The organism is Pseudomonas sp. SMV71 (assembly GCF_052042015.1).
GTDB lineage: Bacteria > Pseudomonadota > Gammaproteobacteria > Pseudomonadales > Pseudomonadaceae > Aquipseudomonas.
Window position 1 is genome coordinate 49,459 of record NZ_JBKGGU010000007.1, and the last position, 18,445, is coordinate 67,903.

Genomic DNA, 18,445 nt, shown 5'->3' on the forward strand with positions numbered 1-18,445 from the left:
CTGGACGCCATAATGCCCCGCTCTTGGTTCAGGGTGGGAGTTGGCAATGGAAGACTCGGGTTCGGGCAAGGTGCTATTGGTGGAGGACGACGAAAAGCTCTGTGGGCTGATCGCCAATTTCCTCGGCCAACATGGCTTTGAAGTGTGTGAAGTGCATCGAGGCGATCTGGCGCTGGCTGCATTTGTCGAGTTCAAACCGACGATGGTGGTGCTCGACCTGATGCTGCCGGGCCAGAGCGGCTTGCACATCTGTCGCGAGATCCGTGCGCTGAGCGATACTCCCGTGGTGATTCTCACTGCACGGGAAGATGACCTGGACCATATCCTCGGCCTGGAGTCCGGCGCCGACGACTACGTGATCAAGCCGATCAAGCCGCCGGTCCTGCTTGCCCGCCTGCGCGCCTTGCAGCGCCGACATACACCCCAGAACCATGTCGGCAATGTCATGGAATTCGGCCGCCTGAGCATCGACCGTACCCGTCGCGAAGTGCGCCTGGCCGGCGAGCTGATAGAGCTCACCACCATGGAGTTCGAGTTGCTCTGGCTGCTGGCGGGCAACGCCGGGGCGACCCTGTCGCGCGACGACATTCTCAACCAGATGCGCGGTATTGCCTTCGACGGCATGAACCGCAGCGTCGACGTCTACATCAGCAAACTGCGCGGCAAGCTCAAGGACAACCCGCGTGAACCGGTGTGCATCAAGACTATCTGGGGCAAGGGCTACCTGTTCAATCCTTTTGCCTGGGAGCTTTGAATGCTGCGGCTTTTCCTGGGCCTGTACCTGGTGCTGGCGGTCGGCCTGATAGCGGCGATGCAAGCGGTGGAGCACACGTTCGATGCCCTGCTGGATGAGCAGATGCAAGCCTACAACCGCGAAACGTATCGCGGCCAGGCGCACGCGCTGGTCGAGCAACTGCGCGGGCTGCAAGGCGAACAACGGCAACAGCGACTGGCCGCCCTGCGCGCCGACTACGGCATCGAGCTGTCGCTGGTGCAAAGCGACCAGTTGGGCCTGAGCGAACGTGAAAAAGCCTTGCTGGCCGAGGGCAAGCTGGTGCTGCGGGACAAGTACACGCGCATTTTCAGTCCCATCGATGGCGGCGACCAATTGCTCAGCCTCAAGCTGCCGCTGGAGCCCAGTCTCGTAACGTTCTATATCGCGGCCGCCTACCTGATGCTGGCGCTGCTGGTGGGTGTGGTGCTGTTCTTCTGGGTGCGTCCTCATTGGCGAGACCTGGAGAGGCTACGCCTGGCCGCACAACGTTTTGGCAACAATGACTTGTCGGTGCGCATCGGCATGTCCCGGCGCTCAAGCATCAGCGAAGTGGCCGGGCATTTCGACCTGATGGCGGCACGCATCGAGGGCCTGATCGCCAATCAGCGGGAGCTGACCAATGCCGTGTCCCATGAATTGCGCACACCCATCGCACGACTGAACTTTGAACTCGACCAACTCAAGCAACTGCCCGATCCGGCCAATGCCCGGGAACTGATCGAGGACATGTATGCCGACCTCGGCGAGCTGGAGGACATGGTTTCCGAGTTGCTCACCTACGCCAGCCTGGAGCACGGTGCGACAGCGATCAGCCTGCAACCCATCGAAGCCGGGAGTTGGCTGGACAGTGTGGTGGCCAGCGTGACGTTGGAAGCCGAGGCCGCCGGGGTGGAGGTCCGGCTGGTGGAGTGTCAGGTCGAGACCTTCGATATTGAGCCACGCTTCATGGCCCGGGCGGTGATCAACCTGCTGCGAAATGCCATTCGCTACGCTCAAGCAAACGTTCACGTGTCATTGCTGTGCGACGCGGGGCAATATCAGTTGCTTGTCGACGATGATGGACCCGGCGTACCGGTCGACGGACGAGAAAAGATCTTCGAGCCCTTCGCGCGCCTGGACACCAGTCGCGACCGGCGCACCGGAGGATTCGGCCTGGGACTGGCCCTGGTGCGCCGTGTGGCACAGTCCCACGGTGGGCAAGTGCAAGTCTCGGAGTCAGCCTGGGGCGGCGCGTCCTTGCGCATGGCCTGGCCGGCGCGGCGGTAATCAGAAGGCGTAGATCACCTGCGCGGCTAACGAGGTTTGCAAACGGCGTTCGACGATCGGACTGTCAGCCGCATCATTGGCCAGATAGTCCGCCGTCGCGACGGCCGACAGGCTCCAGCGCTCGTCAATCGGCAATGTCCAGGTCAGCTCGGCTCCGCGACTGAACATGCCGCCACTGGCGTCGTGAGTGCGGAATCGACTGCGCGACGCCTGGGCCTCGCTGACGCCGTACCAGGTGCGCAGGTAATCCGTGTCCCCGAACTGGCTATTGATGCTGCCGACCAGCTCACCGAAACGGCCCTTGTACAGTGGCAGGCTCAGGCTCAGTTTCAGCCGGTTGTAGGCTGAACCGGTGTCCGGCTCGTCTTCGTCCTCCTCCAACGCATGTTCAAAGTTGGCCCCCAGGATCAGCGGGCCCATGTGATAGGTGCCATCGAGGCCGACCACGGGCCGGGATTTGATGGAGCCCATGCCGTTGAGCCTGTCCGAGCCTTTGAATCCGGAGCGGCGATCCTTGCGCGAGGCGCTGCCGTTGACGTAGGCGCTGAGTCCGAAATCGTCATCTTCGTAAGCCCACCCCAGTCCCTTTTCGATGTCCAGGAAGAAGCCACCGGGACTGGTCACTCCCACGCCGAGCAACGGCACCACTGCGCGCTCACTGGCACCGCTGTAACGCGGCGCGCTGGCGGCACCGGCTTTTAGCGTGTAATGCCAGTCCTCGGCGCGTACAGCGGTCGCGGGCAGGAGCAGCCAGGTGCAAGACAGACACAACAAACGAAGCGATAGAGACATGGTGGCATCCGATGGGGTTGAGATGCGCCCATGCTAGGCGGGGGTTGGACGGGAATCTTTGGCAGCTTTGTCGGGAAATTGTCAAAGACTGTAAATAGCGGCGCCACGCGCTTTTTAACAATACTTTGCAAAGCTCATGAAGTTGCCGCGCGATCACGCTTGTTAGGGTGCGCGTCCCATTTGCAACGCTTCGAGCTTCATATGAAAACCGTATACCCGCTTCGCCTGCTGTGCCTGGTGTGTTGCCTGACCGGCGCCCAGGCTCAGGCCACCAGTTTCGTCATGACCACCGACCTCACCGTAAGCCTGAGCATGAGCGCCAGCAAAGGCACCAGCAGCTCGTTCAAGGACGACAAGATTGTATTGGCGGCCAAAGACGATGCGGCCGCCTTCGTCGCAAGCAACGGCGAGATCCGCGGCGCTCGCATGGAGGCCGCGTTTGCCCGGATTCGCGATGTACTGAAAGATCCCAACGTCACCGACCAGCAATTGGCGAGTGCGATTCTGGCGCTTTGACACGCGCCTGCCGGCGAGGGGCAGAACCTGATCGAACCCCTCGCTGCGCTATCGGTCTGCTCCTTTAACACTTCTCTGGAGCTTGAAGCATGTCCCCACACCAGAGCCTCGTCCTGCTTGCACGGGGCGGTTATGCCGCCCGAGGCGTCATCTACCTGATCATCGGTCTCTTTGCCCTGCTGGCGGCCCGCGATTCCAGCAAACCGAAAGACAGCCACAGCAGCCTGGAGCTGCTGCTCAGCCAACCATTCGGGCATGCCTTGGTTGGTCTGGTGGTGGCCGGGTTACTGGCCTTTGCCGGTTGGCGGGTCTTGCAGGCCACCCGGGATGTGGACCATCACGGTAAAGAACTCAAGGGGCTGGTGATTCGCGCAGGTTTGCTGGCGGGCGGTTTGATCAACGGTGCACTGGCGTTCTTTGCGCTGAGCTTGCTTATCAGCGGGCTCAAAAGCTCCGGCGACTCGGGCGGTGGGCAGACTCAAGACCTGTTGGCGCGTCTGCTGTCCTGGGATCATTCGAACCTGCTGCTCTACCTGATCGCACTGATTCCTTTCGGCGTGGGGATCGCTCACATCATCAAAGGCTGGAAAGCCACCTTCGAGAAATACTTCGAGGCCGACGAGGACGTCATGCGCTACGTGCGTCCGGTCTCGCGGTTCGGCCTCATTGCCCGCGGCGTGGTCTTCATCGAGATCGCCGTGCTGCTGGCAGTCAGTGGCTCGGCGTATAAAGCCATGGACCCGCCCGGCCTGAAAGACGCCCTCGATGCGCTGCAGAATCTGCCGGCGGGCGGCGTGGTGTTGATGGTGATGGCGTTGGGGCTGATTGCGTTTTCCGTGTACAGCTTTGCCGAAGCCGCCTGGCGCAGAATAAACATGGATGTCCCTGGCGTGCCAGGGACATAGCCCTGCCACACTTACCGTGCAGGCGTGACCCGGCGCATCAGATCGTCGAGTACATAGGTATCCAGCAAAGCCGTTACGGCGCGGATCTGCCCGTCCTTGAACGTCATGTGCCACAAGTAGGTGTTGTTGTAGGGCTGCTGGTCCAGCGCGGTCGCTTTCCCGCTCCACAGCACGACCACCACGTCATCCTGGGCCACGATGCTCTGGACAGTGGGGGAAATAGGCGTTGCCAGTCGCGCAGTGATAGGCCGTACGGCTTTATCGAGCAAATCCGCCTTGCCGCGGTACACGCCCGAGACCGGGCTCGATCCGGCCACCGTCCACACAGCGTCCGGCGCCAGTAGGTCGAACACCGTACCTGTGCCTTGCTGCCAGTTGCTGAACGCCTGATGGACTCGTTGCGCGTTGGTGTCCTGGGTAGCGGATTGCGAGGCTGAAACAGGGTTTATTGAAAGCGCCAGGCACAAGGCAAAAACCTGAAGACGCATCGCCGAACTCATCCAGAAGGTCATGATGTTTACTCACCGTTCAAAGAAATTTCAGTAGGGAAACCTTAACGGCCCGGGTCCGGAAATTTTTGCTCGATACTGCTGCGCGTTTGTCTGATGCTGTTTGGCGAAGACCGCTCACGTGACGTGGCGACGGGCCGTGACGAATCGTTCATAGAACGCCAGCGCCGCCAGGTTCTTGTCTTTGGCTTCCAGCATGATGTCGAAACGGTCAAGAAACAGCAGCGCGTACTCGTTGGTCCAACGGTTCCACATTTGTGCACTGTGAGCATACAGGTCGCGCTTGGAGACCACTTTAAGCAAGGCGTCCATCTCCAGGCGCTGATCGGCGTCAAAACCCAGCGCTTGCAGGCTCTCTGGCGGTTGCGAGTAGTGCATGGTGGGCCGGACCCCACGCCAACTTTCCAGGATGCGTTCGACTCGTGGCGAGTCGGGCGCGATGTAGTCGTTCTCGTTGATCCAGCAGTGGTGGATATCCAACACCACAGGCGCAAGATCGGCCAGTTGAAGGCAGTCGTCCACGCCATAGGTTTTTTCCTCGTTCTCGAAGGTAATGCAGTTACGCGCCACCTCTGAAAGCCGCGGCCAAATCGAACGAATCCCCTCGCCCCCCAAGCGTCCGGCGATGTGGACGTTGCATTTGAAATCCTGAAAACGCCGGCCGAAACCCATCATCCTGATCATGTCGGCGTGGTATTCGAACTCGGCAACACTGTTTTCCACCACCGCTGGCTTGTCCGAGCCCAGCACGCAATATTGTCCCGGATGGAACGACAACCGGACGTCTGCCGAACGCGCCAGCTCGCCGATCGCGGCGAAGCGATCCTCCAGTGGTTGCCGGACCACCGGATCCTGATAGAACCCACGCACCTTGGGATGACTGTAGAACGGCAGCAAGTCGCTGCTCAATCGCAGCATGCGCAGGGTGGGCGGGAGATCGGCAACATAGGCGATCAAGCGCAACTGGGCATCGAGATTGTGATTCGTGATCTCGATGAGCTTATCGCGAGCCACGTGGGGCGCCACAGTCTCCATCCAGCGTAACGTGGTGGTACGAGGATTGAACGGCCCCTCGATGCCCTTCAACTCGCGGGTGGAAAGGCCTCGCTCGGGGTGTCGGTATTGGCAGGCGAAGCCGATTCGGGGATGCGTCATGGGAAATCCTGGCCGTCATGGGGATATGGGGTAGACCCCTGGGGCGGCCAGTCGTCCCTTCGCATAAGGGACGACTCGTGATCGATTCAGCTGTCTTTCCTGGCAGTCTGGGACTGTCTCATCAGGCTCTTTTTCCAGACGCCAAAAACCACAAACCCCCGACTTTCTCTAGGAAAATCAGGGGTTTGTGTTTGCAGAATTTGGCGGTGAAGGAGAGATTCGAACTCTCGATACAGTTTCCTGTATACACACTTTCCAGGCGTGCTCCTTAAGCCACTCGGACACTTCACCGTATCTCGACGACCTGTTCAGTCTGTCGAGGCGCGCTAATGTAGTCGAAAGCTTTTCCAATGGCAAAGGTTTTTTTCAGAATTTTCATGCGGTTAAGGTAACCGGCGTTTCAAACGAACCGGGCATGGCAAACCGGCCAATCTTCGGTGGCTCTGGCGCTGCGCTTATAGACAGACGCGTGGCGGGATGGGCCGGCCAGACCGTTTGCAGAATACCGGGCTGACCGGTGAGTCAGTCACAACGCTTTACCTGACTTGCGGCGGTGGGTAACGTCAGCGTCAATTCTCTACCAGGAAATAGCGCCATGAGCGATTTGATTGCCTACCACCTCGAAGACGGTATCGCGACCCTGACCTTGAACAACGGCAAGGTCAATGCCATCTCGCCGGATGTCATTACCGCGTTCAACGCTGCGCTGGACCAGGCGACAGCGGATCGGGCGGTGGTGATCATTACCGGACAGCCCGGGATTCTGTCGGGCGGCTACGATCTGAAGGTGATGACTGCCGGCCCCAAGGAAGCGGTGAACCTGGTCACGGCCGGCTCGACATTAGCTCGCCGCCTGTTGTCACACCCCTTCCCCATTATTGTCGCCTGCCCCGGGCATGCCGTGGCCAAGGGCGCGTTCCTGCTGCTGTCGGCGGACTACCGCATCGGTGTGGACGGGCCGTTCAGTATCGGCCTGAACGAGGTGCAGATCGGCATGACCATGCACCACGCCGGCATCGAGCTGGCCCGTGATCGCCTGCGCAAATCGGCGTTTCACCGCTCGGTAATCAATGGCGAGATGTTCAATCCGCAGACGGCTGTGGATGCCGGCTTCCTCGACAAGGTGGTGGCGGCCGAAGAGTTGCAAAGTGCCGCCCTGGAAGCGGCGCGGCAGTTGAAGAAAATCAACATGAGCGCTCACAAGAACACCAAGCTGAAAGTGCGCAAGGCCCTGCTGGAGACCCTGGACAGTGCGATTTTGCTGGATCAGGAACATATGGGCTGAGGTCCCAGGACCGGCATAACCCCGTGGTCAGGGAGCTTGCTCCCGCCGGGCTGCGCAGCAGCGCGATAAGGCCTTAGCAGATCCGGCCTGAAATATCGTGCTTGCTGATCTTAGGGCTACTTTGCAGCCCAGCGGGAGCAAGCTCCCTCGCCACGGGACAAGCGTTTAACCGAGTGAACCGCCCCCCGGCGTCGGCATTTCCTACAAGCAACGTATAAAAACTAGCGGCCGCTCTAGTCCGCTTCCGACACGCTATTGCGAAACATACGCTTAAACATCGTCCATCTCCTACCTCTATAGGGACAATTGCCGAAAACAGTGCACATTCGTACACTGCGCCACCTTTTGTCCCAATGGGGCCTGTAGATGCTGTTTGTACTGCGTATGTCGTTGATGGGCCTGCACTTTGTATTGGCGGGCGTGCTGGGAATCATCCTGGGTCTATGCCGACCGTTCAATCCGGACAACAGCCGTTTATGCGCAAGGCTGTACGCGCTGCCCGCCATGTGGATTTTGCGCCTGCGGGTAAAGGCCGACGTCGGCACGTTGCAAAATATGCCCGATAACTGCGTGGTCATCGCCAACCACCAGTCCAACTATGATTTGTTCGTGTTCGGCAACGTGGTGCCGCGCCGTACCGTGTGCATCGGCAAGAAAAGCCTGAAATGGGTGCCGCTGTTCGGGCAATTGTTCTGGCTGTCCGGCAACGTATTGATCGACCGTGGTAATGCGATCAAGGCACGCCGGTCGATGTTGACCACCACGCACACCCTGCAACATGAGGACACCTCTATCTGGGTGTTCCCTGAAGGGACGCGCAATCTTGGCGGAGAATTGTTGCCGTTCAAGAAAGGCGCCTTCCAGATGGCGATTGCCGCCGGCGTGCCGATTGTTCCGGTGTGTGCCAGCAATTACATCAAGCATATGCGACTCAATCGCTGGCGCAGCGGCGACATTCTCATACGCTCGTTGCCGGCTATTCCTACGGCGGGGCTGACCATGGATGACATGCCCCAGCTCATGGCCCGATGCCGCGAGCAAATGCGTGAGTGTATCGAGTCAATGGATCGGCAGTTGCAACCTGTCTGAATACCCCCCTACACCCTCTTGTGGCGAGGGGATTTATCCCCGTTGGGCTGCGCAGCAGCCCTGAAAGCTGACGACTCGAAGTATCAGGCAGATCAAGTTGGCTGTGTTGGGGCTGCTACGCAGCCCAACGGGGGGATAAATTCCCTCGCCACAAGTACCGCGCTCCAGCCTGAGATCGACGAACTCCAGAGATTCTGCTGACTCTCAAGCAGCAGGGCACGCTAAGCTGAACCGTGCCTGTCACTGCCATTTTCCAAGAAGAAGTGATCACCACTATGGGTAGAGTCGTTGCTGCTGCGGTTTACAGCGCCGGTAAGAAAGTCACCAATATCACCCTCGAAGAAGGCAGCGCCTGGGCTGCCAAACCCGGACATTTCGTCTGGATCGGCCTCGAAGAACCCAGCGCCCACGAGCTGACCACCCTGCAGCGCCAGTTCAACCTGCATGAACTGGCGATCGAAGACGCGATGGAGAAGCACAGCCGTCCCAAGCTGGAAACCTTTGGCGACGCGCTATTCATCGTCACGTATTCGCCGATCCGCGAGGACGGCAAACTGCAATTCATCGAAACCCATATCTTCGCTGGCAAGGGCTACATCATCACCGCCCGCAATGGCCACTCCGCGTCCTACGCCTATGTCCGACAACGCTGTGAGGCGCGTCCGCTTCTGCTTGAGCATGGGGAAGATTTCGTACTCTATGCCATTCTCGATTTCGTCATTGAAAACTACCAGCCAGTGGGCGAAGCCATTCATGCCGAGATCGATGAGCTGGAGCGCCACGTGCTGTGCAGCGCCTTGAACGAACGGGACATCCAGAACCTGCACAGTTTGCGCCGGGATGTGCTGCGCCTGCGCCGCTATGCGGCGCCGATGGTGGAGATCAGCGAAGAATTGCAGAAGCTGAGCTTCCCTTTTATCGACAAGAACATGCGTCCGTATTTTCGCGACGTGCAAATTCATGTCACGCGGCAGATGGAAGACCTGGCGACCCTGGCGGACATTGCCAGCCAGACCATTGAAGTCGGTGTGCTGCTCGAAGCGTCACGCCAGAGCGTGGTGCAGCGTAAATTTGCGGCGTGGGCGGCGATCCTGGCATTTCCGACAGCGGTTGCCGGGATCTATGGGATGAATTTCCAGAATATGCCGGAGTTGAGCTGGCACTATGGCTATTTCATGGTGCTGGGGGTGATTACTGTGGGATGCACCGCGCTGTGGGCCAGTTTCAAGCGGTCGGGGTGGTTGTAGGGTGGATGGCTATCCTGTGGGAGATTCGTCAGCCGCTATCGCGAGCAGGCTCGCTCCCACAGGGGAGTCCGGTTTGTTCAGGCCTGTGGTTGGTGGGCGACAAAGCGCATCATCCACTCCGCTACGGTCGCGCCGTGATGCTCCTGATCGAGACTGGCCATGCCTTGGCTGTAGATCTGTTCGCCGAGGTGCTGCTGGCGGATCTCCAGCAAGGCCCGGGAATAATCGTGGATGAATTCCGGATGCCCCTGGAAGCACAACACCTGGTCGTTGATATGGTAGGCGGCGAACGGGCAGAAATCGCTGGAGGCGATGACCGTGGCGTTTTCGGGTAACTCGGTGACCTGGTCCTGATGGCTGATCAGCAGTGTCAGTTCTTCCATCACCGGGCTCATCCATGGCGCCTTGGCGGCCATTTTATAGCGATGGGTGCCCACGCCCCAGCCTTGACTCGCGCGCTCGGTCTTGCCGCCCAGCAACAGCGCCAGTAATTGATGGCCGAAGCACACACCCAACAGTTTGTCGCCCCGCTGGTAGCGCTCAAGCAAGTAGGTCTTGAGGGTTTGAATCCACGGGTCGCTGCCGAAGGAGTCGGCCTTGCTGCCGGTAATCAGATAGGCGTCGAACTGTTCGTCATCGCTGGGGTAGTGCCCTTGCATCACGTTGTACACGACAAATTGCGCCGCGACAGGCTGTTGGGAAAACAGCCGCTGGAACATCTGCCCGTAACCCTGATATTGATCGACCAGTTCCGGACGCAGAATATCGGTTTCCAAAATGCAGATGCGTAGCGACATAAAAAATACCTGACACGATGATGGGAATATTGCACACCCCAGAGCCTGCCCTGAAACACGGTCCCAAGCAAGCCCCCTCCCAAGCGGTCAGAACAGTTCCTGCCTCGCAGCCTTCTCCACCAACAAGGCCGGCGGCAAGAAGCGCTCGCCGTATTGCTCGGCCAGGTACTGGGCCCGGGCGATGAAGTCCCGCAGGCCGTATTGGTTGATGAATTGCAACGCGCCACCGGTCCAGGCCGCAAAGCCGATGCCGAAGATCGAGCCGACGTTGGCATCGGCTGTGGACAAGAGCACGCCCTCCTCCACGCAGCGCACGGTTTCCAGGGCCTGGATAAACAGCAGCCGATCACGGATATCCTGCGCTGCGATTTGCCCATCAGCCTTCTCGAACCGGCTCTTGAGCGCCGGCCACAGGTGTTTTTGCCCATTGGCCGGATAGTCATAGAATCCCGCGCCCGCTGCCTTGCCTGGGCGCTTGTATTCATTGAGCAGCAAGTCGATCACCGCGAACGCCGGGTGTTCGACCGGCAGTTTACCTTCTGCCTGTAAGTCCTTGGCTGTTTGCGTGCGGATATGGCTCATCAGGCTGAGTGAGACTTCATCAGAGACCGCCAGAGGCCCGACCGGCATCCCGGCCTTGCGCGCCTCGGTCTCGATCATCGGTGCGCTGACCCCCTCGCCGAGCATGGCGATGCCTTCGTTGATGAAGGTGCCGAAGACCCGCGAGGTAAAGAAGCCCCGGTTGTCATTCACCACGATGGGCGTCTTGTTGATCTGCAGGACAAAATCGAACCCGCGGGCCAGCGTCTCATCGCTGGTACGGGCGCCCTTGATGATTTCCACCAGGGGCATCTTTTCCACCGGACTGAAGAAATGCAGGCCGATGAACCGGGTCGGGTCAGCCATGGCCGTGGCCAGGCCAGTGATGGGCAGGGTCGAGGTGTTGGAAGCGATCACCGCCTCAGGGCCCGCTATCGCTTCGGCGGCGGCCGATACCTTCCCTTTCAGGGCACGATCCTCAAACACCGCTTCGATGATCATGTCACAGCCGACCAGGTCCGCGTTGCTGTCGGTGGGGTGAATGCGCGACAGGATGGCTTCGCGTTGTTCGGTGCTGAACCGGCCGCGGGCGACCTGTTTATCCAATAGCGCTGCCGAACGCGCCTTGCCTTTCTCGGCGACGGCCAGATCGACGTCCTTGAGCACCACCTCGATACCAGCCGCCACGCAGACATAGGCAATGCCGGCCCCCATCATGCCTGCGCCAAGGATGCCGACTTTCTTTGTCAGAAACGGCGCCGGACCCTGTGGGCGAGAACCGCCGGCCTTGATCTCGTTGAGCTGGAACCAGAACGTGCCGATCAGGTTCTTCGCCACCTGGCCTGTGGTCAATTCGGTGAAATAACGGGTCTCGATCAGGTGCGCGGTGTCGAAATCCACCTGGGCGCCTTCTACGGCTGCGCAAAGGATTTTCTCCGGAGCCGGCAGGCAACCCTGGGTCTTGTGACGCAGTATGGAAGGTGCGATGGCCAGCATCTGCGCCACCTTCGGGTCGGATGGACCGCCGCCCGGGATCCGGTAGCCTTTGGTATCCCAAGGCTGCACGACACTTGGATTAGCCAGGATCCAGGCCCGGGCCTTGGCCAGCAGCTCATCACGATCTCGCGCCAGCTCATTCACCAGCCCCGCCTGCAGCGCCTGTTGCGGGCCGACCTTCCTGCCCTCGAGCAGATAGGGCAAGGCTTTTTCCAGCCCGAGCAACCGCACCATGCGCACCACCCCGCCGCCGCCCGGAAGCAGGCCCAAGGTGACTTCCGGCAGGCCCATCTGCACCGACGGCTGGTCCAGCGCCACACGATGATGACACGCCAGGCAAATCTCCCAGCCGCCGCCCAAAGCCGCGCCGTTAATCGCCGCCACCACCGGCTTGCCCAGGGTTTCCAGAGCACGCAGTTGCGCCTTCAGGCCCAGGACCATCTGATAGAACGCCTGCGCCTCGGGCTTGCCGACCTTGACCAGCTCATTGAGATCACCACCGGCAAAGAAGGTCTTCTTGGCCGAGGTGATGATCACACCGGCAATCGAGTCCTTTTCTGCCTGCAAGCGAGCGACGCAGGCCGCCATGGCCTCGCGGTAGACCGCATTCATGGTATTGGCGCTCTGCCCCGGCATGTCGAACGTCAGAACAACAATGCGGTCCTGGTCGATTTCATAACGAATGGCGTCGGTCATCAAAATTGCTTCCTTCAAGTCGGGGCTCAGAGGCGTTCGATAATGGTGGCGATGCCCATGCCGCCGCCGACACAGAGCGTCGCCAGGCCATAGCGCAGGCCACGCACTTCCATTTCATCGAGTAGCGTGCCAAGAATCGCGCATCCCGTAGCGCCCAGGGGATGGCCCAGGGCGATGGAGCCGCCGTTGACATTGACCTTGGCGGGGTCGATGGCCATGTCCTTGATGAACTTGAGCACCACCGAGGCAAAGGCTTCGTTGACCTCGAACAGGTCGATGTCGTCCACCCGCAACCCGGCCCTGGCCAATGCCTTGCGCGTGGCGGGCGCCGGGCCGGTGAGCATGATGGTCGGGTCGGTGCTGGTGACGGCCGTGGCGACGACTCGCGCCCGGGGTTGCAGGCCCAGCGCACGGCCCTTGGCTTCGGAGCCGATCAGCATCAGTGCTGCACCGTCGACGATGCCAGAGCTATTGCCAGGCGTGTGCACATGATCGATCCGTTCGACATGGCTGTAGACTCGCAACGCCGTGCCGTCGAACCCCATCTGGCCCATGGCTTCGAAACTCGGCTTGAGCTTGCCCAGGCCCTCTAGCGAAGCGTCGGCGCGTATGAACTCATCGTGGTCCAGCAGCACGATGCCATTCTGGTCCCGTACGGCGACCAGGGATTTGTCGAATGACCCATCGGCCCGAGCGCGTGCGGCTTTCTGTTGGGAGCGCAATGCATAGGTATCGACATCCTCGCGGCTGAACCCTTCCAGGGTGGCGATCAGGTCGGCACCGATGCCTTGGGGAATGAAATGACCGTGCAGGTTGGATTGCGGATCCAGTGCCCATGCGCCGCCATCGCTGCCCATGGGCACCCGGGACATGGATTCGACGCCGCCGGCAACCACCAGGTCCTCGAAGCCGGAGCGGACTTTCATCGCCGCCAGGTTCACCGCCTCCAGGCCCGAGGCGCAGAACCGGTTGAGCTGCACGCCCGCGACACACACGTCCCAGTCGGCCAGCAGCGCCGCGGTCTTGGCGATATCGGCGCCCTGCTCACCCACCGGTGTTACACAACCAAGCACAATGTCGTCGACCTGGCTGGTGTCCAGGTCCATCCGCTGCTGCAAGGCACTGAGCAGACCGCCCGCCAGGCTCACCGGCTTGACGCTATGTAGCGCGCCATCAGGCTTGCCCCGGCCACGAGGTGTGCGCAGCGCATCGAAAATCAAAGCTTGGGTCATGGCGTCCTCGAACCTGGGTAATCCAATGCGTTCACCATAAGCCCAGCGGCGCTGGATTCAATGACCACAGTGCTCAATGACGTTGACGGCCACGCTCAGACGAACGGTAGCGAGCTATCGGGTTAACCGTTTCAGGAGGGCGAGCTGTCTAGCAAACGGGCCTCCACGTAGCTGGCAATAGGCCTCATGCCGTTTTGATAGTAAATAGTCTGATGTTGATGTGAATTGGTTCTAAGTCAACGCGGCTGCGGCCCCTAATGTATTCCTAGTACAAGAAAAGTCGTCGGGTTTTGCCGGGGCGCTTGTCGAACAGGAAGTGCAACGCCAGCCATCATGGATATGCAGGCTGGCCTCAGGAAATAACAATAAAGGCGGGTCAGCCATGTTCAAACATTCGAAAGTTCGTCAAGCCGGACTCATTCTCTTTGCCACGACGCTGCTGTTGATTTTGCCGAATATCCCTAAGGTGATCGGCTGAACCCTGCGCGTGGGCGCCTGCATCAATGATTTGTGTGCTTCCAGAAAATTTCGCGGGTCTGCTGTTCGAGCCGAGGTGGCTGTGCCAACCTTTGCGGCACTCCCAAGACATGGAAGGCACACCACTTGAAAGCTCTCATCGTGTTCGGGGCGTTGCTGCTCAGCACGCCCTTGTCCGCCGCGCAACTGGTCATGGAGCTGGGCGCGAATACGCGTACCTGGCAGACCGAGGAACTGCTCAAGCATCCTGAAGCCCGAACGGTCCGGGTCGATGATGACGTTTCCTACAAGAAGCCGATGACCTATCGCGCCGTGCCGCTGACGGCACTGCTGGCGGGCGTCCAGCCGAACGAACACCTGCAAGCGATTGCACTGGACGGCTTCGCCGCCGAGATGCCTGCTGCGCCGCTGCTGAACAAGAATGGCTCCCGCGCCTGGCTGGCGATCGAGGACCCGGCCAAACCCTGGCCATCGCTCGGCGAGGGCAAGCAAAGCGCCGGGCCGTTCTATCTGGTCTGGACCGATCCCCAGGCGGGGCATATCGGCCCGGAACAATGGCCTTACGCCGTAGCGAGCATCAAGCGTTTGTCCGGCGTCGCTGAACGCTTCCCTGCCCTGCTGCCGGCCCCCAGCCTGACGAAGGAAGACCCGGTCAACAAAGGCTTTGCGTTGTTTCAGAAAAACTGTCTGGCGTGCCACCGGCTCAATGGTGCTGGCGACGCACAATTCGGTCCCGACCTGAACGTACCGTTCAACCCGACCGAGTACTTCTCCGGTGACTTCCTCAAGCGCTATATCCGCGATCCGCAAGGCCTGCGCCATTGGCCCCAAGGCAAGATGCCAGGGTTTTCGGAAGCCGTGCTGCCGGATGCCGAGCTGGATTTGCTGGTGGGATATTTGAAGCACATGGCCGGGCGCAAGCAGCCGCTGGGCCAATGACCATGCACCATACAACTATTGCTGCTGCACCTTGATCACCGGAGCCGGTGCCTCGACCACCCTGGCATGCATCTGCTCATAACCTCCGCCACGGCGCATGCCACGCACCGGACAGGCATCAAGGTAATCCAGGCCCACGGCCAGTTTGAGGTGCCGCTCCGGGCGTGCGAGCTGGTTGGTCACGTCGAAGCTGTACCAGGCGTCATCGAGCCAGGCTTCAGCCCAGGCGTGGCTGGCCAGGTGTTCGCTCTGCTCGTTGAACAAATAGCCTGACACGTACCGCGCTGGCACACCCAGGCTGCGGGCGCAAGCCAGGAATGCGTGGGCATGGTCCTGACAGATTCCGCGACGTCCGGCAAAAGCCTGGACGGCACTGGTCTCGACGTCAGTGACGCCGGGGGTGTAGACCATGTGCTGGTTGAGCCCATGCATCAGGTCGATGAGCGCCGTACGATCGCGACGCCGTTTGCATTGCTGGTTGGCGAAATCCCGAAGGGCATCGTCTGCCTCGGTCAGTCGGGTAAAGCGCAGGAATGGCAGCGCCGATTGGCTTTCATGCTCGGCTTCGCGGGACGGATCGATATCCACCTGCCCTCGGGCTCCGATAATGACCGTCTCGTGGGGTTCGTCCAGGGTCAGTACGTGCAGGATGTTGCCGAACGGATCCAGTTGCGCCCGTACCGGTCGCGGCAGGTCGAGTTGCCAACTCAGCACATGCTGGCGCTCGCTGTCGTGGGGCGTCAGGCGCAGGTACTGGATGCTGGCGCGAACCTGGTCTTCATAGTGGTACGCCGTTTCATGGCTGATCGAGAGTCTCATATGACCTCCAGGTAGGAGCTGTGGATGGCATTGCCCAGTTCGCGGACCAACGGGATGCATTCGGTGAGCCAGGCGTGCAGGCCACCGTCGAGTATTTCGTCGATGCCGGTGTAGCGCAGGCGCGCGTCCATTTCTGCAGCCAGGCGTTGAGCCTGTCGGCCATTGGTGCCCGGCAGGCTCGCGAGGATCTGGTCGATTTCTTCGGTGCAGGCACGCAGCGAGCGCGGTACGTCGGCACGCAACAGCAACAGTTGCGCCACATGACGGGCACCGGGAGCGTCGCGGTAGATCTCCGTGTAGGCCTCGAAGGAGGACAAGGCCCGTAGCAAGGCGCTCCACTGGTAATACGCGTGGGCCGTGCCGTCGCTGACGGCGTCGGCCTGGTCGCCGGCCATTTCGTAGCGGGCGTCGAGCAGGCGAAGGGTGTTGTCGGCCCTCTCGATGAAGGTCCCCAGGCGAATGAACCTGAACGCGTCGTTACGCATGATCGTGCCGTAGGTCGCGCCTCGGAACAGGTGCGAGCGTTCCTTGATCCACTCGCAGAAACGGCTCATGCCGTAGCGATTCAAGCCTTGCCCGGCAATCTCGCGTATTTCCAGCCAGGTGGCATTGATGTTTTCCCACATGTCGGCGGTGATTCGCCCCCGGACGGCATGGGCACTGGCTCGCGCAGCGCCCAGACAGCTATAGATGCTGGCCGGGTTGGCGGCCTCCAAAGCAAAGAATTGCAGCAGCCGCTCGGCGTGCAGGTCGCCATGTCGTTCGCGGTAGTCTTCCAGCGTGCCGGTAATCAATAGCGGCATCGCCAGTTCGTGGAGGCCGTCGCCGCGCCCGTCCTGGGGCATCAGCGATAGCGAGTAGCTGACGTCGAGCATGCGTGCGAGGTTTTCTGCACGCTCCAGGTAACGCGACATCCAGTACAGGTCAGAGGCGGTTCTACTCAGCATTGCTTGCTTCCTTCAATCCTCGACCACCCAGGTATCCTTGGTGCCGCCACCTTGGGATGAGTTGACCACCAACGAGCCTTCGCGCAACGCCACCCGGGTCAGGCCGCCAGGCACCACCCGGGTTTCCAGGCCCGCCAGCACGAACGGACGCAGGTCGATATGGCGCGGGGCAATGCCGTTCTCGACGAAGGTCGGGCATGTCGAAAGTGACAGCGTCGGCTGGGCGATGTAGGCGTGTGGCTTGGCCTTGATCCGCTCGCGGAAGGCATCGATCTGCTCTGTCGTCGCGGCAGGTCCCACCAGCATGCCGTAGCCGCCGGAGCCCTGGGTTTCCTTGACCACCAGACTCGGAAGATTCGCCAGCACGTGGGAAAGTTCAGAGCGATTGCGGCACTGCCAGGTCGGAACGTTCTGCAGGATCGGCTCCTCGTCCAGGTAGAAACGGATCATGTCGGTGACAAATGGATACACCGACTTGTCGTCCGCCACGCCGGTGCCGATGGCATTGGCGAGCACTACGTTGCCGGAGCGGTAGGACGCCAACAGCCCCGGCACCCCGAGCATCGACTGCGGATTGAAGGCCAGTGGATCGAGGAAGGCGTCGTCCAGGCGACGGTAAATCACATCCACTGCTTTCGGCCCGTCGGTGGTGCGCATGAACACCTTGTCGTCGCGCACGAACAGGTCGGCCCCCTCCACCAACTCCACGCCCATCTCACGGGCCAGAAAGGCATGTTCGAAGAACGCGCTGTTGAAGCGCCCCGGGGTGAGCACCACGACGCTGGGGTCATCCAACGCACTGGCGCTTCTCAGAGTATCGAGCAGCAGGTTCGGATAATGGTCGATCGGCGCGATGCGCTGGGCGGAGAACAACTCGGGAAACAGGCGCATCATCATCTTGCGGTCTTCAAGCATGTAGCTGACGCCGCTGGGGGTACGCAGATTGTCTTCCAGCACGTAGTACGTGCCATCGCCATCGCGCACCAGGTCGACCCCGCAAACGTGCGCGTAGACGTCCCGGTGCAGATCCAGCCCCTGCATCGCCAGTTGGTATTGCTCGTTGGCCAGCACCTGTTCCGCCGGTATGACCCCGGCGCGGATGATCCGTTGCTCGTGGTAGAGGTCGGCCAGGAACATGTTCAGTGCCTTGACCCGCTGGATACAGCCGCGCTCGACCACCCGCCATTCGCTGGCGGGGATACTGCGCGGGATGGTATCGAACGGGATCAGGCGCTCCGTGCCCTGCTCGTCCCCGTAGAGCGTGAAGGTAATGCCGGCGCGATGGAACAACAGGTCGGCTTCGCGCCTGCGTTGGGCCAGCAGTTCATCAGGCGTCTCGGCCAGCCAGCGGGCAAAGGCCCGGTAATGCGGACGGACCTGGCCGTCGGCATCGTACATTTCATCAAAACCCGTGCGGATCATGCCGTACTCCTTGTCACCCTGGCAGCAGGCATCGCAAGGCC

The 18,445-nt window shown here is 60.6% G+C and carries 17 protein-coding genes and 1 tRNA gene; 8 read left to right on the forward strand and 10 right to left on the reverse strand.

Features of this window, described 5'->3' with window-relative positions:
* Positions 1 to 46: 46 nt before the first annotated feature.
* Positions 47 to 754 carry a response regulator gene (locus ACLEJQ_RS08755; RefSeq protein WP_440794063.1) on the forward strand — a complete coding sequence of 236 codons (708 nt, stop codon included), beginning with the start codon at positions 47 to 49 and terminating at the stop codon, positions 752 to 754.
* Positions 755 to 2,041: an ATP-binding protein gene (locus ACLEJQ_RS08760; protein WP_440794065.1), complete on the forward strand. Its 1,287-nt coding sequence runs from the start codon at positions 755 to 757 to the stop codon at positions 2,039 to 2,041.
* Here ACLEJQ_RS08760 and ACLEJQ_RS08765 read toward each other — a convergent pair whose 3' ends face one another.
* Positions 2,042 to 2,833 (reverse strand): MipA/OmpV family protein, encoded by a 792-nt coding sequence (locus ACLEJQ_RS08765; protein WP_440794067.1) that lies wholly within the window; start codon positions 2,831 to 2,833, stop codon positions 2,042 to 2,044. It lies immediately after the preceding gene.
* A 201-nt stretch (positions 2,834 to 3,034) separates the two neighbouring features.
* Here ACLEJQ_RS08765 and ACLEJQ_RS08770 point away from each other — a divergent pair, with 201 nt between their 5' ends.
* Both ACLEJQ_RS08770 and ACLEJQ_RS08775 read left to right on the forward strand, forming a co-directional pair.
* Positions 3,035 to 3,349: a DUF2388 domain-containing protein gene (locus ACLEJQ_RS08770; protein ID WP_440794069.1), complete on the forward strand. Its 315-nt coding sequence runs from the start codon at positions 3,035 to 3,037 to the stop codon at positions 3,347 to 3,349.
* Between the two features lie 89 nt (positions 3,350 to 3,438).
* A complete protein-coding gene (locus tag ACLEJQ_RS08775; protein ID WP_440794071.1) occupies positions 3,439 to 4,254 on the forward strand; it encodes a DUF1206 domain-containing protein in 816 nt (271 codons plus the stop codon).
* A gap of 11 nt (positions 4,255 to 4,265) precedes the next feature.
* On the opposite strand, the gene ACLEJQ_RS08780 is transcribed toward ACLEJQ_RS08775, so the two are convergent.
* From ACLEJQ_RS08780 to ACLEJQ_RS08790, 3 genes are all read right to left on the reverse strand, one after another.
* Complete coding sequence (locus ACLEJQ_RS08780) at positions 4,266 to 4,766, reverse strand: nuclear transport factor 2 family protein (protein ID WP_440794073.1); 501 nt, start codon at positions 4,764 to 4,766, stop codon at positions 4,266 to 4,268.
* A gap of 114 nt (positions 4,767 to 4,880) precedes the next feature.
* Entirely contained in the window at positions 4,881 to 5,918 is a 1,038-nt protein-coding gene (uvsE, locus tag ACLEJQ_RS08785) for a UV DNA damage repair endonuclease UvsE (RefSeq protein ID WP_440794075.1), read from the reverse strand.
* Positions 5,919 to 6,119: 201 nt separating this feature from the next.
* A tRNA-Ser gene (locus ACLEJQ_RS08790) sits at positions 6,120 to 6,209 on the reverse strand.
* A gap of 304 nt (positions 6,210 to 6,513) precedes the next feature.
* Between ACLEJQ_RS08790 and ACLEJQ_RS08795 the strand changes: the two genes are divergently transcribed.
* The 3 genes from ACLEJQ_RS08795 (at position 6,514) to ACLEJQ_RS08805 (ending at position 9,539) form a co-directional block, all read left to right on the forward strand.
* Complete coding sequence (locus tag ACLEJQ_RS08795) at positions 6,514 to 7,203, forward strand: crotonase/enoyl-CoA hydratase family protein (RefSeq protein ID WP_440794077.1); 690 nt, start codon at positions 6,514 to 6,516, stop codon at positions 7,201 to 7,203.
* Positions 7,204 to 7,569: 366 nt separating this feature from the next.
* Positions 7,570 to 8,292, forward strand: coding sequence for a lysophospholipid acyltransferase family protein (locus tag ACLEJQ_RS08800; RefSeq protein WP_440794079.1), 723 nt, complete (start codon positions 7,570 to 7,572; stop codon positions 8,290 to 8,292).
* 275 nt (positions 8,293 to 8,567) lie between these two features.
* Complete coding sequence (locus ACLEJQ_RS08805; protein WP_440794081.1) at positions 8,568 to 9,539, forward strand: magnesium and cobalt transport protein CorA; 972 nt, start codon at positions 8,568 to 8,570, stop codon at positions 9,537 to 9,539.
* A 77-nt stretch (positions 9,540 to 9,616) separates the two neighbouring features.
* On the opposite strand, the gene ACLEJQ_RS08810 is transcribed toward ACLEJQ_RS08805, so the two are convergent.
* The 3 genes from ACLEJQ_RS08810 to ACLEJQ_RS08820 all read right to left on the reverse strand — a co-directional run bounded on the left by ACLEJQ_RS08810 (position 9,617) and on the right by ACLEJQ_RS08820 (position 13,800).
* Positions 9,617 to 10,336 (reverse strand): amidotransferase, encoded by a 720-nt coding sequence (locus ACLEJQ_RS08810; protein WP_440794083.1) that lies wholly within the window; start codon positions 10,334 to 10,336, stop codon positions 9,617 to 9,619.
* Positions 10,337 to 10,423: 87 nt separating this feature from the next.
* A complete protein-coding gene (locus ACLEJQ_RS08815) occupies positions 10,424 to 12,568 on the reverse strand; it encodes a 3-hydroxyacyl-CoA dehydrogenase NAD-binding domain-containing protein (RefSeq protein WP_440794085.1) in 2,145 nt (714 codons plus the stop codon).
* Between the two features lie 26 nt (positions 12,569 to 12,594).
* Positions 12,595 to 13,800 (reverse strand): acetyl-CoA C-acetyltransferase, encoded by a 1,206-nt coding sequence (locus tag ACLEJQ_RS08820; RefSeq protein WP_440794087.1) that lies wholly within the window; start codon positions 13,798 to 13,800, stop codon positions 12,595 to 12,597.
* 603 nt (positions 13,801 to 14,403) lie between these two features.
* On the opposite strand from ACLEJQ_RS08820, the gene ACLEJQ_RS08825 reads away from it, so the two are divergent.
* Entirely contained in the window at positions 14,404 to 15,216 is an 813-nt protein-coding gene (locus ACLEJQ_RS08825; RefSeq protein ID WP_440794089.1) for a c-type cytochrome, read from the forward strand.
* Positions 15,217 to 15,231: 15 nt separating this feature from the next.
* On the opposite strand, the gene ACLEJQ_RS08830 is transcribed toward ACLEJQ_RS08825, so the two are convergent.
* From ACLEJQ_RS08830 to ACLEJQ_RS08840, 3 genes are read right to left on the reverse strand one after another with little or no spacing between them, the layout of a single operon-like run.
* Positions 15,232 to 16,035: a transglutaminase family protein gene (locus ACLEJQ_RS08830; protein ID WP_440794091.1), complete on the reverse strand. Its 804-nt coding sequence runs from the start codon at positions 16,033 to 16,035 to the stop codon at positions 15,232 to 15,234.
* On the reverse strand, positions 16,032 to 16,982 hold the full coding sequence (locus ACLEJQ_RS08835; protein WP_440794093.1) for an alpha-E domain-containing protein: 951 nt from the start codon (positions 16,980 to 16,982) through the stop codon (positions 16,032 to 16,034). Before ACLEJQ_RS08835 ends, ACLEJQ_RS08830 begins: the two co-directional genes overlap by 4 nt.
* 12 nt (positions 16,983 to 16,994) lie before the next feature.
* Positions 16,995 to 18,404 (reverse strand): circularly permuted type 2 ATP-grasp protein, encoded by a 1,410-nt coding sequence (locus ACLEJQ_RS08840; protein ID WP_440794095.1) that lies wholly within the window; start codon positions 18,402 to 18,404, stop codon positions 16,995 to 16,997.
* Positions 18,405 to 18,445: the final 41 nt, after the last annotated feature.

Coding starts and splice junctions, on each gene's coding strand:
- ACLEJQ_RS08755 (WP_440794063.1), top strand. CDS start 47: ATGGAAGACTCGGGTTCGGGCAAGGTGCTATTGGTGGAGGACGACGAA.
- ACLEJQ_RS08760 (WP_440794065.1), top strand. CDS start 755: ATGCTGCGGCTTTTCCTGGGCCTGTACCTGGTGCTGGCGGTCGGCCTG.
- ACLEJQ_RS08765 (WP_440794067.1), bottom strand. CDS start 2,833: ATGTCTCTATCGCTTCGTTTGTTGTGTCTGTCTTGCACCTGGCTGCTC.
- ACLEJQ_RS08770 (WP_440794069.1), top strand. CDS start 3,035: ATGAAAACCGTATACCCGCTTCGCCTGCTGTGCCTGGTGTGTTGCCTG.
- ACLEJQ_RS08775 (WP_440794071.1), top strand. CDS start 3,439: ATGTCCCCACACCAGAGCCTCGTCCTGCTTGCACGGGGCGGTTATGCC.
- ACLEJQ_RS08780 (WP_440794073.1), bottom strand. CDS start 4,766: ATGACCTTCTGGATGAGTTCGGCGATGCGTCTTCAGGTTTTTGCCTTG.
- uvsE (WP_440794075.1), bottom strand. CDS start 5,918: ATGACGCATCCCCGAATCGGCTTCGCCTGCCAATACCGACACCCCGAG.
- ACLEJQ_RS08795 (WP_440794077.1), top strand. CDS start 6,514: ATGAGCGATTTGATTGCCTACCACCTCGAAGACGGTATCGCGACCCTG.
- ACLEJQ_RS08800 (WP_440794079.1), top strand. CDS start 7,570: ATGCTGTTTGTACTGCGTATGTCGTTGATGGGCCTGCACTTTGTATTG.
- ACLEJQ_RS08805 (WP_440794081.1), top strand. CDS start 8,568: ATGGGTAGAGTCGTTGCTGCTGCGGTTTACAGCGCCGGTAAGAAAGTC.
- ACLEJQ_RS08810 (WP_440794083.1), bottom strand. CDS start 10,336: ATGTCGCTACGCATCTGCATTTTGGAAACCGATATTCTGCGTCCGGAA.
- ACLEJQ_RS08815 (WP_440794085.1), bottom strand. CDS start 12,568: ATGACCGACGCCATTCGTTATGAAATCGACCAGGACCGCATTGTTGTT.
- ACLEJQ_RS08820 (WP_440794087.1), bottom strand. CDS start 13,800: ATGACCCAAGCTTTGATTTTCGATGCGCTGCGCACACCTCGTGGCCGG.
- ACLEJQ_RS08830 (WP_440794091.1), bottom strand. CDS start 16,035: ATGAGACTCTCGATCAGCCATGAAACGGCGTACCACTATGAAGACCAG.
- ACLEJQ_RS08835 (WP_440794093.1), bottom strand. CDS start 16,982: ATGCTGAGTAGAACCGCCTCTGACCTGTACTGGATGTCGCGTTACCTG.
- ACLEJQ_RS08840 (WP_440794095.1), bottom strand. CDS start 18,404: ATGATCCGCACGGGTTTTGATGAAATGTACGATGCCGACGGCCAGGTC.